We start from the raw sequence: 14537 nt of genomic DNA on the forward strand, positions 1-14537 counted from the left end.
AGGCGCTTGCGAAGTGCAAGCAGGCTTAGTGGTTCGGCTGCGCACATAATTCGGTGGCAGCCAATTCAGCGGTGCCGCAGACCGCGGTGCACATTCGGAGAGTGGGCCGTGATCAGGTTTTTGTGCTTCCGGGCCGCCGCTTCGGCCTCGCGAGCAAGTCGTTCAGCCTTTAACCTCTCGCGGTTAGCATGAAACGCCGCTTGGATGCGTTGATACTCGGACATCGCTACTTTGGCATCGGTTTCCTTGAAGACCCTTTGCGCCTCACGTTGGGCGGCAGTGGGCGGCTTCCATTCGTAATTTTTATAAGTGGTCATTCCCTCCTCCTTCGGTGATAGCCGTAGGGGCTGTTGGGTCCGACCGTCAAAGTCTCTGCCTGTTTTTCAGTTACCGCAATTGAATATTTGCCTGTCCCTACCGTAAATCCAATCCTGCTGGCAGTTGATCGGGAATCGAGCGATGCTGCTGCTCGATGTTGGATTTGTGCAGACTGATCGTTGGAATGGTAATCGACCTGCTGCGGTCGCGCGTTGTGCTCGAGGCAGAAATTCTGGTCTTGCGGCAACAAATCAATGTGCTTCGGCGAGGGGCGCCTCGCAAGCTTGCTTTCAACCTAATTGACCGACTGATTTTCATTGGTCTTTATCGGTTGTTCCCTCAGGCCTGTCGTGCGCTTGCGATCGTTAAGCCGGACAATGTTATAAGATGGCACCGCGCGGGCTTCCGATCGTATTGGCGCTGGAAATCGCGACGCCGCTGCGGCCGACCAACGGTGCCGTTGGAAATTCGCCGGCTGATCCGCGAGATGAGCCTCGCCAACCCGTTGTGGGGAGCGCCGAGAATCCATGGTGAGCTTCTCAAGCTTGGTATCGAGATCAGCCAGACCAGCGTCGCCAAGTATATGGCGCGGAGGAGGGCCCCTCCGTCACAAGGATGGAAGGCGTTCCTTCGTAACCATGCTGACGGTATCGCGGCGATGGACCTTTTCGTGGTGCCGACAATCTCGTTCCGACTGCTCTATGGGTTGCTGATCATGGGCTATGGCCGGCGGCAGATCCTGTGGTTTGGGGTCACCGCGCATCCGACGGCCGAATGGATCGCCAATCAGCTCACTCAAGCTTGCGGCTGGGAGCAAATCCCTCGTTACCTGGTCCGGGATCGCGATGGCGCATACGGCGAAATATTCAGTCCATCGGTATTCGCGATCGCCCGACGTCTCCTCGCTCACCGTGGCAAAATGCGTACGCTGAACGGCTGATCGGATCGATCCGCAGGGAATGCGTTGATCATATCGTGGTATTCGGCGAACGCCATCTGCGCCCCGTGCTGCTCTCATACATGAGCTACTACAACGGCACACGCACCCATCTGTCATTGAACAAGGACGCGCCGAAATCACGCACGGCTCAGAGAACAGGGCGTATTCTTCGCCTTCCAAGCCTGGGTGGCCTGCATCACCAATATATTTGGAGTTAATTTGCGGTAGGCACAGCAATCGGCAGAACCTTGCAGATCGGCTCGACCCCATAGACCTCGCGATGATCGTCAATAAACGCGATCATGTCTTTGACCGGCGGTCAGGCTCCGCCTGGGCAAATACGCGGATGCCTTGCGCAGGATCTCATTGGCTTGCCGGAGTTCACGGTTCTCGCGCTCCAAAGACTTCATCTTGGCGGTCATGTCCGTCGATGCGCCAGGACGCTTGCCGGTGTCGACCTCCGACTTCTTCACCCAGTCGTTCAATGTCTGGCCTGTGCAGCCGATCTTCGCGGTAACCGAGGTAATCGCAGCCCATCGCGACTGACGCTCATGCTCGTGATCAAGGACCAGTCGGACAGCGCGGTTGCGGACCTCAGGCGAAAACTTGTTGGTCGTCTTACTCATGGTGGCTCCATCCTCTCAAGAGTTGGAGCCTCCGGCAAACCCAGGGCGGTTCACAGGTGAAGAACAAGGCAGCCCCAAGGAAACCGGCAAGGCCGTGGCCAAGATTCTGTTTTGACGCCGCGCTACTCGGCCGCATCGATGCCGACGCTCGGCGGCTTGGGATCAGTCGCACGGCTTGGCTGCACGTTGCCGCAAACGGCTTGCTCGCGAAGTAGGGTGTTCCGGCTCGGGTCAGCGCAAAATGTCTGACGCAGAAGCCTAAATGGCGTTGGCGCTAAACAACGCGCAAAACGAGCTGTCGCTCATCTCCCGCTTCTGGCTTTTTGTTAGCGGCGTGCTATAAAACGCGGATGAGCGAAGAGCCCGACAATGACGACGTCCAACTGGTCGTCCATGAGATGCTGCGCGCCATTCGCCGCAACCAGACTGCTATCCTCACCAAGCTCGATAATATCAGCGAGGAAATTCGCGCTATGGAAGTGCGCTTCGGCGCGCTCGAAACTCGTTTTTCAGCCATGGAAGAGCGAATGGCTGGCGTGGAAGTGCGGCTCGATCGGCTAGTCATTCCACGAATGTAGCTTATCGGTCGGCCAGCCATTAGCATCGCAGCCGGCCGGGTTGCCGTAAATGGCGCGGAAGTCGTTGTCCTTATCGTAAACCTAATCCGGCTGGCAGTTGATTGAGAATCGGGCAATGCTGTTGTGTGATGAGGGACCTTTGCAGGCTCATTGGTTGGATAGTCGTCGATCTGATCCGGTCGCGGATAGCGCTCGAGGCAGAGATTTGGGTGCTACGGCAGCAAATCAACATTCTGCGGCGAACGGCTCCAACGAAACACGCCTTCAGCGCCATCGATCGGTTGATATTCGTTGGTCTCTATCGGCTGTTCCCTAAAGTTCGCGACGCGTTGGCAATTGTGAAACCGAACACCATTGTCCGCTGGCATCGCGCCGGGTTCAGATCGTACTGGCGCTGGAAATCGCGCCCCCGCGGCGGCCGGCCGACGGTGCCGCTGGAAATACGCGAGCTGATCCGCGAGATGAGCATTGCCAATCCGCTGTGGGGAGCGCCACCGATTCATGGCGAACTGCTCAAGCTTGGCATCGAAATCGGACAGACCAGCGTAGCGAAGTATATGGTCAGGCGTAGAGGCCCGCCGTCCCCAGGTTGGAAGACGTTTCTCCGTAATCATGCCGACGGTATTGCGGAGATGGACCTTTTCGTCGTGCCGACAATCTCATTTCGCTTGCTCTATGGCTTGTTAATCATGGGGCATGGTCGACGACAGATTCTGTGGCTCGGCGTCACAGCACATCCGACGGCGGAATGGATCGCAAATCAACTCACGGAAGCTTGCGGCTGGGAGCAAGCTCCCCGCTATTTGATCCGTGATCGAGATCGGGCCTATGGCGAGGTCTTCAATGGGTATTCGCGATCGACCGACGTCGCCGTGTTCCCCATGGCAAAACGGCTGTGCTGAACGACTGATCGGTTCGATCCGACGGGAGTGCCTTGACTACGTTGTTGTGCTCGGCGAGCGGCATCTTCGTCATGTGCTGCAGTCGTATATGAATTATTATAATGAGACGCGCACGCACCTATCCTTGGATAAGGATGCGTCGGTATCGCGCGCCGTCGATCGTCACCGTGCTCTCGGGCGCAGCGCGGCTGGGAATGGGAACGACAGACGATCACGACAAAGCTCAGGTTCTTCCCGCGGGTAGTTTCTTTGCGATGCCCGCTCGTTCGGTGCACTCGTTCTTCGCCGACGACGCCACGGTTATTCAGCTCAACAGCTCCGGTCCATGGGGCATCAACTACATCAATCCCAAGGATGATCCGCGTCCGAAGATGTAATAGCAGGATCAACGCCGAAGGTTTGCGGGCGGGCTTGCCAAGAGCGCGGCCTCGTTGCGGCCGCCCCGCGTGTCGCGGCCGTGACCTGCTGAGGAGTGTCTTTGGTCTCGCACGCAAAGTTCGGGACTACGCTCTCCGGAGGGGTATGGCTACCCAGCGGGTAGCGTCATTCATGCCGATGTTGGCCGCGCTTCACGCTTGCTTCCTGAAGAATCGGATTGTCATAGCAAAAGCCATTCCGACAGGCGACCGCGAATAGCCTTGAAATCGCCAAGAGCGAGTTTAGGGCCGCGTAGGGCGCTTCTATGGGTGTGGGCCAAAGAAGGCGCGGTTGTCCGGAACCCCTCTCGTCTCACTCAGTTACTCACGTTGAACGGGCGTGAGATCGCCGCCATGACTCTATTCCTGAGCAACGTTTTGATTCCGATCGCGGTGGCCGCAGTCGCTGCCGTACTGCTCACGGGTTTGATCAACATGATGCGCGGCGGTAGTCCCAACCTATCGCAAAAGCTTATGCGAATGCGGATTCTCCTTCAGTTCATCGCGATTGTCATCACAATGACGAGGGTCTGGATGGTGGGATAGCCATAATTCGCGCGCGCCGGGGCGAACAGGTCGCGCCTCACTATCGCGCTATACGTACCGATGTTGTGGTCGGACATCCATTTGCAAGTGTCCGCGCCGCGTATGGGTCAGAGCAATTCGGCGGTTGCGGGGCTCACGTTTTGGAGACTGGCGTAGGCCCCGATCCGGTGCAGCTCTCGCAATTCTCTCGCTAACTGGCGAAGATCGTTTCTCGCTGCGCCCACCGGAAGCTTGCGCGCTCGGCGAAGGGCATCGGCAGCATGCAGAATGATAGGGGACTTGGATGCGCCGCTCATCTCGGCTGCGCTTGCTCCTTCTTGAAACGTGATGTTCATATCGTGCTTGTTCGCCAACTGTTTCATGTACGCTGTTTCCAGTGATTGAGAGGAAGGCGAGGAGCGCTACTTGCTGTCGAAATTCAACGTGACGAAAAGAGTATGGCTTCGAAAATAAGGAAGAGCGAGTCGATTATTTTGGATTTTCGCCGGAACAAATGAATGCGCAAATTCAGACCTGCATCGTCATGGCGTTGCTGCGCCTGCTGAATCGCGTCGTGCGCATTGAACCAGTCTACGGCGATGTCAAAATCCGGATCGACAAAGCCGGAGCCAGCCTTGCGGGTCACCGGTGCCTTGCGCGAATGGCTGTAGGCGTCCCATGCCGCTGCTAAGATCGCGTCAAGCTCACGGCCGAGTGACGAAAACGCGGGGTCTCTGAAGCGATCGCGATAACGCCGCTCAAATTCGTCACGACCAAATCTGACCGGAGGCATTCCTTTTCGGACTAGCGGCTCCGCCATGAATATCTTCTTTTGACATCCGCAAATATGCAAAATTAATTCCGACCCTTGGCGAAGGTTCCCCTGCGAGTTTCCCGAGGGCATATGTCATATTGGATTCCAGCGTGCCGTGACCAAGCGAGAGTTATCAGCATGTTGGCGGTCGGAAGGTCATGCTTCTCGTCAACGCTGTCGGATGAATTGTTCTGATCGGGATGCTGTTCAATTTGCCGAGGTCAGGGCGGCGGTGCTGGTGCTTCCGATGCCGCGTCTTAAACGAAGCTTTCCTTAAAACGACGCCTCGGTAAACTCCTGCGTTGGCGATGTGCATCCGCACGGAGGTCCTCATGACCGAGGATCGGAAAAGAACAGGAGTTGAGCCCCCCCCGCGCAAATATGCGCCGGTCGGATGAGCATCGGCTGTAGTATCATAAATATCTCCGCTCATGGGGCTGCTATCGATGTTCAGAATCCGGGCGGCGTCCCCGACCGGTTTCAGCTTGTGACCGAGCATGGTCGCGTCGTGCTCAATTGCCGAATCCTCTGGATCAAGCAGAACGGATTGGCGTTGCGTTCGAATAGGTGTGGGAGCGGTGTTCGCCGCTCGCCATTTATGGCGATGGGCGTCTGCTCTGTTAGCCCGATCGCCACCGCTCCGTCTCGGAGCGCACCTGCCGGCAATCCGCGCGGATCATCGCCGCCATGATGTTGACGGCCGGATTGAGGTAGGTCTGCGTTGATGGTGTGACCGGACGCGCCGGGCACGAAAAGCTTGGACCATTGAACGCGCTTGCTGCCAATGAGCGCAGGAGCGCCGCTTCCGGCCGGTACTTGCTCGAGCCACCACCACTAGAAATCCCAAGAGTTTGCCGACCGCCCGCCTAATTGCGTGCGACAAATTCTACGCCGCACGTATTTCTGTCCCTCCACACCACGTGGCAATGCTTTGTCGTTCTGAAGCCATCCAATGATAGATCAAATTGGAAAGCGGCAATGTGAAACGTGACTGAGTAAAGCCTGGCTCCCCTATCGTGGATATCCACCACCATGCAGGGATGTACGCCGCAAACACCGTCAAGGTGAAACATCGCGAGCTGATTAATTTCAATGCGGTCAAGGGCTCGACGTTCAATCATCGGAACATCTCCCAAAACTTGATCTAAACCCTCCGAGGCATAAGGGGCGTAGATTAACGCCGTCGAACTGTTTTAAAAGTCAGGCCAGTTGACTCTTTAAACTTGTAAGAAAGCGCCGCGCAGTTCCCGCTCGGCCTGTCGGCGAAATTCCTCGTCCCTTCCTGAGGGAAAGCCCGCTTGCTGCCATAGCTCATACGACCGACGCTCGATTTGCTCTTGCGTTGGCTCGCTTGTGCTACCACTGAGGGCGCACGGCCCCACGGGGCTTGAGGTAGAGGGCGGCGGGACCGTGGTCGGCCATGGTCCCTGCGAATAGCCTGCGATGTAGCGGACGAGTTCCGCTAGAGCGGCTGCTCTGTGAGGCTTACCCATTGCTGCGTCTCCGCAGCGTATTATCGGCAAGCGCGATCCATTCGGCGGCGAGCTTTAGCCATGCCTCCTTGTCGATCGCGTGCCTCGCCTGCTCAGCGTGAGCCTGGCACTCGTCTGCTGTCGCGCGGTATCTTTCAACGTTCTGCTCGGACATCCATTTGGGATTGTCCAGGCCGCCCATCGGATCACCGCATGCTATCGAGGCCCGGTTCGGGACTCTCGTTGCTTTGGAGGTGGGCATACGCGCCCATCTGGTGAAGGTCACGCAATCCCCTCGCCAGCTGGCGAAGGTCGTTTCGTGCCGCCCCGACAGGAAGCTTGCGCGCGCGTCGGAGTGCGTCGGTCGCATGAAGTATGATCGGGGTCTTTGGCGTATCAGTCATTTCGGCGGCCTCAATTCGGGAGACGCAAGCCATTTCTCCAAGCGCGAACCGGCTTCAGCCTCGCTGGCGCGGCACAACAGAAGCTCTCGATATGAGTCGGAAGGTGTTTTGGCGAAATCTTCCCTGAGACGCTTAGCCTATTCGTTGAGGCACTCTTGGAAGGTCTTATCGTGCTTGACGCGGATACGCAGATTCATGACGCTATTCCTTTCCGTGGGAGGAAGGTGGAGCGCAATAAAGCGTTTCGTCATACGAAAAGGATAGTGCAACAGTGTGTACCGAAAATTGACAAAGCGCGAATCATTTTTAAGGGCCACCGGATTTTTTCTGCACGTTGATCAGCCGAGAGAATCAATTGACCGACCTTGCCCTCTGCATCAGTCACCATGCTCCGGTGAGTAGGGCAATTTCGCGGGCGCGAAGTCCTGCCCGAATCGAGAGCAGGAAGATCAGCCTGTTGCGGATCGGATGGCGGGTCTTAGAGGGGTAGCCTAGGACGGCTTCGACTTGGGCTTTGGTCAGAGGCTTGGCTTGTTTTCCGAGGGACACGGTTTTGCTCCTGATCGATCTATCAGGATGCAGAACCATACACAGTCACGGGTGATCGTACAGGCTATACTGAAATGCCCGTTTCTGACTCGCAACGGAACTCTGCCGATTACGTGACGACGCCGTTTCATCAGCGGCTTCGCAAGCTCGCCTCGCCCGGATTGATCCAGATCAACGTTCGGGTCCTGAACACGAACATGCTCCTTTCGGAGGACCAATCCGTGTAGGGAGGGTCGCATGACCAGAAGCAGTTTCCGACTGGCCCGCGCTACCGCGGTCGCATTTGCCTTCTTCGTAGGCTTTACCGTAGACGTCTCGCCAGCTGTCTGGCAGTCGGGCACCCTCATCTCGCAAGCCGAAGCCGTGATAGGCCGTCCGGCGACACCTAGAAGCGCGGCTGGAGTAGCGCGGCGGACGACGAGGCGCGCTGTGCGTCGCCATTACAACTAGGGACAGCAAGACAATCTTCGAACCAGGACTGCCGTAGGCGCGCCGCAATCTCAGCCAACCGTCTTTCCACTGATTTCCACCATCCATGCCGCGGGTTTGCATGCCGAGTACCTAAGGCAAAGGAGAAGCCACAATGGATCGGTTACCCTCATTGTCGCGATGACGGTGATCGGACTCGCAGCGCTCGCTGGCAGTGCCGTTTCCGCGATCCTTTGGCGCGCGCACCCAAACCGCTGTTCACGGCGAAGTACCGGTCTCGGTGTTTCAATGAACCACGACATTATCGTGAAACAACACGGTGGGAGCATTGATGTTGACACGCCGCATGGATCGTTCATCGAGTTCATTGACAGCAATGCGCTTTCTTCTTATCGAGCGTTCGCCTCATCCGAACACCGGTTCGGCCGTCCACCGCCCCATCTGCAAGCCCTGTAGTCCCACGGCACAACGTAACTACCAGCCCAGACACCGCGACCCGCACGCTCAGCGTCCTTTTGAGCGCCCGCATAATTTCCGCTTGAGTACCTGGGCCGCGAACGCGAGTCCAGCTCGCACGATCCATTCCCCAAGATCATCGCCGCCGACAAAACATACGGCAACAACACGCCGATATCGGTCAACGTCCACACCCTTGCAGCTAACCGGCCTATCAGCAATAAAGCGAGCTAGCTCGTTCGCAGCCTTCGCGCCGCACCGATATTGTAGGCTATCGTCGCCGCGACAGAGCTGATCGGACTCGGGCGCGTCCACGCCTGATAGGCGAATGCGCTGCCCGTGAATTTCGAGTGTATCGCGTCAACAACGAAAGTCTGTCCTGTGATTGTACCCGCGAGTGCAGGCGAGGAACCGAGTGTGACAAGTGCTGCGATCAAGAAACGGTTCAATCTTGAGGTCGAGATCGCTCGCATGGGGTCTTCCTTATTCGATCTTCGCGGCGATGGTGGCCTTCATTGGCATCAAGCGATTCTGGATGGGGTCAGCATAAACTCATATGTCGACGAAGCATCCAATCTGAGCCCTCGCGCCGCGCCGAAGATGCGTGCGCACTCTATACAAATGTCGTAGATCGGTCATACTTTGAGCTTGGCTTGAACGGAGGGTGCCGTGATGAACGAACACGACCGCGCCAATAGGTTGATGATCTTGACCATGACCGTTGTCTGTTTGCTTGTCGCGGGCAGCGTGGGTTTGGTTTGGAGCAGCGGCAACGCGCTTCCGTCGAAACCGATAGCAGAAGCTCCGAAGGCAAAGGCACAAGTCGCGTCTCCCCAAGTAGATGCGGTCGCCATGCTTGATAAGCGCTTGGTAGAGGTCGAATCCAAGATGAAGAATCCCCCGGCATTCGACACCTCTCAGCTCGAAGCACAACTTAAGGGTCTGGGGTCCCAGCTCGCGGCAATACAAACGCAGTTGGGCACTTTCAAGGGGGCGGATTTCGACGCTTTCAAGACAAAGATAGACAGCGCCGCAACGGCAAATTCTGAGTCCGTCAAAACGACGATAGACGCTCTTCAGACGGACGTTGGAAATCTGAACAAACGCTTTGATCAGCTATCGCAGCGGGCTCCTTCCGTCACAGCGCCGGATGATGTCAAACACAGATCGCAGAAGTCGCAGCACTCAAAGTCGAAATAGAGACTACCGCGGAGATTGGTGAAGCGCGGCAGGCGAGTTGCACAAGGCTAGGCTTTTTGTTCGTCGTTCGGATATCATTTGCGAATAGGCTCGCCTATTCAGAATGGTGGAATGTCCCGTCGCTTTGAATGCGCCATTCGGTTGCATCAAACGGAATGCAATGGTGCGGATTCCATGAGTCGAACATGGACCTGCGTCGTAAAACGCGCCGCTCTGCCGCTGAGCTAAATCCGCGTAAACGAAGCCGCCGAGCGGAGTATGTTCGATCGACGACTTCGCCAAGGTGGACCCGGACTTAGGGCAATGTCCGGTGTTGGGAAGCTAGCGCGGACTCCGGCAAACGCAACAAAACTCGCTTATTAAGCTTGATAGGCGCGTTGCGGGTTAATTCTGGAACCCTTCGCGGCACAATCTATCACCGGGTGAACGTGGTTGCTACCGGTCCATCCGTAGACTATGTGCGGTGGGAGCCTAGTCGTGGCTAAGCCACAAAGCGCTCACGGTAAACTTTTGAAACGACGAGTCCGCCGCCGACTCCCACCACTGCGCCTGCCAGTTTGATCGCGATATCATGCACAGTCCCATGTCTGTAATTCACGAAATGTTGCAGGTACTCAAAACAGCAAAGAGCGCCCGCAAGAAAAACTAAAACGACAAGGAGTCGGCGGGGATAGGCAAGAGAGAAGGCAAACCCGAGCACAGCGAGTGTCAGTAGTCGCTCAGCATTTGGGTAACCGAACGTTGGACGCAAGCCGAGCGGCCCAACCGTAAAAATGAAGAGGGCGAGTAAGAGTATCCAAGCCGTTGCTTTCAGTGCTTGCGCCATTATTGAGTGCTTAGCGACACACCGATGGTATGCGCCTTCGCTGCCGTTGCGCCTGGCGTTCGCTTCAACGTCTTTGCAATCTTCGCGACGCCAACCCTTTGCTTCGCGAGCGCCTTGAGAGTGCGAACGTGGTTTTTCGTCCATTCACGGCGAACAGCTGCTTTCTTCGTGGGCAAAATCTTCATTCCTCGATCGTAAAACGCGGGATTTAGCAGATCGCGCGTTTTGCGCAAGGCAATGGCAATGTCTCGCGCGAGCTTAGCCAACAAGGGAGGTTGATGAAATGGAGCGTAGGAAGGTCTCGTCGCAATCCCTCAAGCGATCTGACAAGGCTGTGCGTTTGGTCAACCGAGTCGCGGCCGCTATGTTGAGGAAATTGGACGTAGCGAATTATCGCTTCTGCGAGTGCGAGCGACGATGGTGACGTAGCCTCTTCACTGACCGTTAGTAATCACGGCGGTTGATTTTAGCGACGCTGATTCGTTCTTCGAGAACGGAATAGAGCCAGAGGGGGAACGAGCATGACGAACGCAGGCGAGAAAGCGAGATACCAATTGCTGCGATGAGACGGTCCTAGCGTCATTTAGCTTGATTCATGGCCTTCCATTTGCCGTCACGAATTGCCAGCATGACTTTGGCCTGGGGTGTGAGAATGGGATTTTGCTTGCTCGCTGCAAGCGCTTCGACTTCATCCCAATCGATTAACACCGTGCCGTCTTCCTTCACTTCATAGAGCGCGGTAGCGCTGAGCGATTGTGTGACTTTGACAGTCTTGATGGCCTTTAGCTCTTGGGCGGAGGCGGCGGTTAGAAAAAGTATCGATGCCAATAGCGCAGCATATCGCGTCACGATTCAAGCCTCCATCATAGGGCCTCGATTCTCTAGGCGCACGACGGCGTTCACACTATCAACCATCTGAATGTACGTCACACAACCGCCCTGGACCAGAAATCCAGCCAAGAAGGGAACTGTATCGCGTTATCCTTCACCACAACGTGCTCGATCTCTCCAGCACTACGCCGCCCCAAAAAGGCCATTAGGCGCATCATGGGATGCGCTGATACGTCAGAGTGACGGCTTCAACATGGGCGGCAGGAATAATACAGGCCAAAGGATAAAGCTGGTGGTGAACCTTCGAAGGATTTATGAATTGGAGTTCGTGGCTCAATGAATACTACGGAGACAAATTGGCCAGGACGGACGCGGTATGCGAAAAGGGGGCATCTGTTTACGTAGTGTTTAGTTGGATAACGGACCCGTACCTATGGAACGTGCTTCTTTGGAAAGAGTACGATGGATACGAGGCCATAAAGAATATACTCCCTAATGTGCCGGATTCTGAAACTCAAAAAAAATTGGTCCGGACGCTCGGGAATGGAGTTGGGGGGGGCTCAGTTGTTGAAACTTATCGCCTTATGCATGATAAGCTGAGGCTTCATCTTAGGAAGCCATTCGATGGCTTTGTCACGTTAGCGGATGATAGGTGCGACAAATCCAGCATTCAATCGCGATCACGCCGCAGCAGTCACCTCTCGCCACGTCTGCATGGCCGAGGCTCGGAATGCCCGGTGCGTCTTCGCTGAGATGAGGTGACGCTGGACGTTGAAGGTGTTGTAGGTGGCGGCGTGGACGGACAGAAATCGTTGGGCTGATCCCGCACTCTTGAACCCCTGCATCTTGCGCTCCCGTCGTCGGGTCGGTTGATGCGAGTTTTCCGCTCGGTTATTGCGCCATCGCCCGCGCTCATGGCGACGAGACAGCCCAAGCTCACGGGCGGCCGCGCCGTAGGATCGAAGATCGTCGGTCACAAACTTGTCCGGAACAAAGGCCATTTTCTTGAGCAGTTTCCGCAGCAATTTCAGTGCCGCGCGCTTGTCCCGCTTGCTCTGGACAACAACGTCGAGGACTTCGCCTTCGGTATCGACGGCGCGCTATAGATAGACCAACCGGCCATCGATCTTGATAAACACCTCATCGAGATGCCAAGTCGAATGAGGCTTGGGCCGGCGTCGTCGAAGGTCAGCTGCGATCGTCGATCCGAAGTATCTCACCCAGCGGCGCACCGTCTCATAGGACACCATGATTCCGCGCTCCGCCAACAGGTCTTCGACATCCCGGAAGCTGAGGGTAAACCGGGCATAGAGCCAAACGGCCTGCTGAATAATCACGGGTGGGAAGCGATATCCAGCGTAGCTGATTTTGCTCATGATCGACACCTATGGCCGCAGATCAGCGCCGGCAAGCCCAACAACGTGACAATGCCCTGCGATGGGAAAACCTTACGCGTAGGCCTCGATTGCCGATGTGACTCTCACGAAGGCGGCGATCGCGGGCGAACCACTTCGATAATATCGATAACGCCGTATTTGAAAAATCTTTCGCCCTCGGCAATCCCTGCCTTTTTTTGCATCAAACTATTTAGCTTCTAGGTCCGGTTCTAGGATAGCTCGAGCAATGGCAAGTTGGGCTTCCTTTTGAATCTGCCGCAGATGAGCGGGGCTGCAAAAGCTCTCCGCATAGATTTTGTAGACATCTTCAGTGCCGGATGGCCGCGCAGCAAACCAGCCGTTTTCCGTGATGACTTTGATTCCGCCGAACGGTTGGCCGTTGCCGGGTGCGGTGGTCAGCGTCGTGCGAACGGCTTCGCCAGCAAGTTCATCGAGGGCCAGGTCGGCGGGCGACAGGGCTTGCAGCCGTTTCTTTTGCGCCGGCGTCGCGGGCGCGTCGATACGCTCGTAAAACGGTATCCCCAATTCGGCGCTGAGTTGATCGAATAACTGGCTGGGGTCCCGTTTTGTCTTCGCCGTGATCTCCGCAGCCAACAGTCCCATGATTAAGCCGTCCTTGTCCGTGGTCCAAACCGATCCATCGCGCCTCAGGAACGAGGCGCCGGCACTTTCCTCACCGGCGAAGCCTAACGACCCCACATTGAGACCGTCGACAAACCATTTGAACCCGACCGGTGTTTCCGTCACGTCATGGCCAAGCCTTTTGGCCACGCGATCAAGCATGGCGCTGCTGACAATGGTCTTGCCCACGGCGCTATTCTTGGCCCAATCCGGGCGGTGCTCGAACAAGTATGCGATGGCGGTCGCAAGGTAGTGGTTCGGATTCAATAGGCCATTTGAATTAGTGACGATGCCATGGCGGTCCGCATCGGTATCGGTGGCAAATGCAACATCGAATTGGTCGCGTATGTCGATCAGTCGTACCATCGCGTAGGGCGATGAACAATCCATCCGGATTTTTCCGTCCCAGTCGGCGCTCATAAACCGAAATGTCGGATCGATTTCGTGACTAACGACGGTAGCCGCGATACCGTAACGGTCGATGATCGGTTGCCAATAATGCACGGCCGCGCCGCCGAGCGGGTCGATGCCGATCTTCACGCCAGAGGACCGGATCGCTTCCATGTCAACGACGTTTGCGAGATCGGCGACATAAGGTCCGATGAAATCGTAGCGATGAATGGACGGCGAATTGCGAGCGCGTTCATAAGAAATTCGCTTTACGTCCCTGAGATCGCCTTCCAGATACGCGTTGGCAACGCGTTCGATTCCCGCAGTTATAGCGGTATCGGCCGGCCCGCCATTAGGTGGATTGTATTTTAAGCCGCCGTCCTCAGGCGGATTGTGTGACGGCGTAATCACAACCCCATCGGCTAAGCCGTTCTCGCGGCCTTTATTATGGGTGAGGATCGCATGGGAGATAACTGGCGTCGGTGTATATCCGCCGTGCTCGTCGACCATGACGTTGATGCCGTTTGCCGCGAATACTTCCAGCGCGCTGATTAACGCAGGCTCGGCCAGTGCGTGGGTATCGATCCCAATGAACAGCGGACCTGTGATCCCAGAGCTTATCCGGTAATCACATATGGCCTGACTGATCGCCAAAATGTGCCGTTCATTGAAAGCGCAGTTGAACGCCGACCCGCGGTGCCCGGACGTGCCGAAGGCAACACGCTGCGCCGCTACTGCCGGATCGGGCTTGCCCGCGAAATAAGCCGTCACCAACCTCGGCACGTTGACGAGCATCGCCGATTCAACCGTCTTGCCAGCGAGTGGACTTACTTCCGCAGCCAT

At 56.4% G+C, this 14537-nt stretch carries 17 protein-coding genes, 1 tRNA gene, 4 pseudogenes and 1 other annotated feature; of the genes and pseudogenes, 10 read left to right on the forward strand and 12 right to left on the reverse strand.

The window, feature by feature from the left end:
• Window positions 1–65: 65 nt before the first annotated feature.
• Complete coding sequence (locus ACZ5IL_RS08780) at window positions 66–317, reverse strand: hypothetical protein (protein WP_464596361.1); 252 nt, start codon at window positions 315–317, stop codon at window positions 66–68.
• A gap of 455 nt (window positions 318–772) precedes the next feature.
• On the opposite strand from ACZ5IL_RS08780, the gene ACZ5IL_RS08785 reads away from it, so the two are divergent.
• The gene (locus ACZ5IL_RS08785; protein ID WP_464596997.1) at window positions 773–1258 is read left to right on the forward strand and encodes a hypothetical protein; all 486 of its coding nucleotides are present in this window, start codon (window positions 773–775) and stop codon (window positions 1256–1258) included.
• Window positions 1255–1476 (forward strand): hypothetical protein, encoded by a 222-nt coding sequence (locus tag ACZ5IL_RS08790; protein WP_464596872.1) that lies wholly within the window; start codon window positions 1255–1257, stop codon window positions 1474–1476. Before ACZ5IL_RS08785 ends, ACZ5IL_RS08790 begins: the two co-directional genes overlap by 4 nt.
• A gap of 5 nt (window positions 1477–1481) precedes the next feature.
• On the opposite strand, the pseudogene ACZ5IL_RS08795 reads toward ACZ5IL_RS08790, so the two are convergent.
• Window positions 1482–1884 (reverse strand): annotated as a pseudogene (locus ACZ5IL_RS08795) (transposase); the annotation flags it as partial.
• Window positions 1488–1603 (reverse strand) — a sequence feature (AL1L pseudoknot). It overlaps the preceding pseudogene by 116 nt.
• Before the next feature lie 350 nt (window positions 1885–2234).
• Here ACZ5IL_RS08795 and ACZ5IL_RS08800 point away from each other — a divergent pair.
• From ACZ5IL_RS08800 to ACZ5IL_RS08820, 5 genes and pseudogenes are all read left to right on the forward strand, one after another.
• Complete coding sequence (locus ACZ5IL_RS08800) at window positions 2235–2462, forward strand: hypothetical protein (protein ID WP_464596362.1); 228 nt, start codon at window positions 2235–2237, stop codon at window positions 2460–2462.
• A gap of 209 nt (window positions 2463–2671) precedes the next feature.
• Window positions 2672–3364 carry a hypothetical protein gene (locus tag ACZ5IL_RS08805; RefSeq protein WP_464596363.1) on the forward strand — a complete coding sequence of 231 codons (693 nt, stop codon included), beginning with the start codon at window positions 2672–2674 and terminating at the stop codon, window positions 3362–3364.
• Window positions 3306–3434, forward strand: a pseudogene (locus ACZ5IL_RS08810) (integrase core domain-containing protein); the annotation flags it as partial. The gene ACZ5IL_RS08805 and the pseudogene ACZ5IL_RS08810, both read left to right, overlap by 59 nt.
• Window positions 3435–3465: 31 nt before the next feature.
• Window positions 3466–3741, forward strand: coding sequence for a cupin domain-containing protein (locus ACZ5IL_RS08815; protein WP_464596365.1), 276 nt, complete (start codon window positions 3466–3468; stop codon window positions 3739–3741).
• A gap of 393 nt (window positions 3742–4134) precedes the next feature.
• Window positions 4135–4326 carry a twin transmembrane helix small protein gene (locus tag ACZ5IL_RS08820; RefSeq protein WP_464596366.1) on the forward strand — a complete coding sequence of 64 codons (192 nt, stop codon included), beginning with the start codon at window positions 4135–4137 and terminating at the stop codon, window positions 4324–4326.
• Window positions 4327–4744: 418 nt separating this feature from the next.
• Here ACZ5IL_RS08820 and ACZ5IL_RS08825 read toward each other — a convergent pair whose 3' ends face one another.
• Complete coding sequence (locus ACZ5IL_RS08825) at window positions 4745–5209, reverse strand: hypothetical protein (RefSeq protein WP_464596367.1); 465 nt, start codon at window positions 5207–5209, stop codon at window positions 4745–4747.
• A 304-nt stretch (window positions 5210–5513) separates the two neighbouring features.
• Between ACZ5IL_RS08825 and ACZ5IL_RS08830 the strand changes: the two genes are divergently transcribed.
• Window positions 5514–5810: a PilZ domain-containing protein gene (locus ACZ5IL_RS08830; RefSeq protein WP_464596368.1), complete on the forward strand. Its 297-nt coding sequence runs from the start codon at window positions 5514–5516 to the stop codon at window positions 5808–5810.
• 526 nt (window positions 5811–6336) lie between these two features.
• Here the strand turns inward: ACZ5IL_RS08830 and ACZ5IL_RS08835 are convergent.
• The 3 genes from ACZ5IL_RS08835 to ACZ5IL_RS08845 form a co-directional block, all read right to left on the reverse strand.
• Complete coding sequence (locus ACZ5IL_RS08835) at window positions 6337–6612, reverse strand: DUF2934 domain-containing protein (RefSeq protein WP_464596369.1); 276 nt, start codon at window positions 6610–6612, stop codon at window positions 6337–6339.
• Entirely contained in the window at window positions 6605–6793 is a 189-nt protein-coding gene (locus ACZ5IL_RS08840; protein ID WP_464596370.1) for a hypothetical protein, read from the reverse strand. Before ACZ5IL_RS08840 ends, ACZ5IL_RS08835 begins: the two co-directional genes overlap by 8 nt.
• A 583-nt stretch (window positions 6794–7376) precedes the next feature.
• Complete coding sequence (locus tag ACZ5IL_RS08845) at window positions 7377–7544, reverse strand: hypothetical protein (protein ID WP_464596371.1); 168 nt, start codon at window positions 7542–7544, stop codon at window positions 7377–7379.
• Window positions 7545–8243: 699 nt separating this feature from the next.
• On the opposite strand from ACZ5IL_RS08845, the pseudogene ACZ5IL_RS08850 reads away from it, so the two are divergent.
• Window positions 8244–8429 (forward strand): annotated as a pseudogene (locus ACZ5IL_RS08850) (hypothetical protein); the annotation flags it as partial.
• Window positions 8430–8477: 48 nt separating this feature from the next.
• Here the strand turns inward: ACZ5IL_RS08850 and ACZ5IL_RS08855 are convergent.
• Window positions 8478–8744, reverse strand: coding sequence for a thermonuclease family protein (locus ACZ5IL_RS08855; RefSeq protein WP_464596372.1), 267 nt, complete (start codon window positions 8742–8744; stop codon window positions 8478–8480).
• Window positions 8745–9101: 357 nt separating this feature from the next.
• On the opposite strand from ACZ5IL_RS08855, the gene ACZ5IL_RS08860 reads away from it, so the two are divergent.
• Entirely contained in the window at window positions 9102–9629 is a 528-nt protein-coding gene (locus ACZ5IL_RS08860) for a hypothetical protein (RefSeq protein WP_464596373.1), read from the forward strand.
• Window positions 9630–9790: 161 nt separating this feature from the next.
• Here the strand turns inward: ACZ5IL_RS08860 and ACZ5IL_RS08865 are convergent.
• The 5 genes and pseudogenes from ACZ5IL_RS08865 to pgm form a co-directional block, all read right to left on the reverse strand.
• Window positions 9791–9863: transfer RNA gene (locus ACZ5IL_RS08865), tRNA-Lys, on the reverse strand.
• Between the two features lie 247 nt (window positions 9864–10110).
• A complete protein-coding gene (locus ACZ5IL_RS08870; protein ID WP_464596375.1) occupies window positions 10111–10455 on the reverse strand; it encodes a VanZ family protein in 345 nt (114 codons plus the stop codon).
• Window positions 10456–11034: 579 nt separating this feature from the next.
• Window positions 11035–11304: a hypothetical protein gene (locus ACZ5IL_RS08875; protein WP_464596377.1), complete on the reverse strand. Its 270-nt coding sequence runs from the start codon at window positions 11302–11304 to the stop codon at window positions 11035–11037.
• A 662-nt stretch (window positions 11305–11966) separates the two neighbouring features.
• A pseudogene (locus tag ACZ5IL_RS08880) lies at window positions 11967–12662 on the reverse strand (IS6 family transposase).
• A 207-nt stretch (window positions 12663–12869) separates the two neighbouring features.
• Window positions 12870–14537 carry a phosphoglucomutase (alpha-D-glucose-1,6-bisphosphate-dependent) gene (pgm, locus tag ACZ5IL_RS08885; protein ID WP_464596378.1) on the reverse strand — a complete coding sequence of 556 codons (1668 nt, stop codon included), beginning with the start codon at window positions 14535–14537 and terminating at the stop codon, window positions 12870–12872.

The sequence above is a fragment of the Nitrobacter sp. CN101 genome (genome assembly GCF_055390255.1).

Coding starts and splice junctions, on each gene's coding strand:
- ACZ5IL_RS08825 (WP_464596367.1), bottom strand. CDS start 5,209: ATGCCCTCGGGAAACTCGCAGGGGAACCTTCGCCAAGGGTCGGAATTA.
- ACZ5IL_RS08780 (WP_464596361.1), bottom strand. CDS start 317: ATGACCACTTATAAAAATTACGAATGGAAGCCGCCCACTGCCGCCCAA.
- pgm (WP_464596378.1), bottom strand. CDS start 14,537: ATGGCTGCGGAAGTAAGTCCACTCGCTGGCAAGACGGTTGAATCGGCG.
- ACZ5IL_RS08830 (WP_464596368.1), top strand. CDS start 5,514: ATGAGCATCGGCTGTAGTATCATAAATATCTCCGCTCATGGGGCTGCT.
- ACZ5IL_RS08835 (WP_464596369.1), bottom strand. CDS start 6,612: ATGGGTAAGCCTCACAGAGCAGCCGCTCTAGCGGAACTCGTCCGCTAC.
- ACZ5IL_RS08815 (WP_464596365.1), top strand. CDS start 3,466: ATGAGACGCGCACGCACCTATCCTTGGATAAGGATGCGTCGGTATCGC.
- ACZ5IL_RS08840 (WP_464596370.1), bottom strand. CDS start 6,793: ATGGGCGGCCTGGACAATCCCAAATGGATGTCCGAGCAGAACGTTGAA.
- ACZ5IL_RS08800 (WP_464596362.1), top strand. CDS start 2,235: ATGAGCGAAGAGCCCGACAATGACGACGTCCAACTGGTCGTCCATGAG.
- ACZ5IL_RS08870 (WP_464596375.1), bottom strand. CDS start 10,455: ATGGCGCAAGCACTGAAAGCAACGGCTTGGATACTCTTACTCGCCCTC.
- ACZ5IL_RS08820 (WP_464596366.1), top strand. CDS start 4,135: ATGACTCTATTCCTGAGCAACGTTTTGATTCCGATCGCGGTGGCCGCA.
- ACZ5IL_RS08860 (WP_464596373.1), top strand. CDS start 9,102: ATGAACGAACACGACCGCGCCAATAGGTTGATGATCTTGACCATGACC.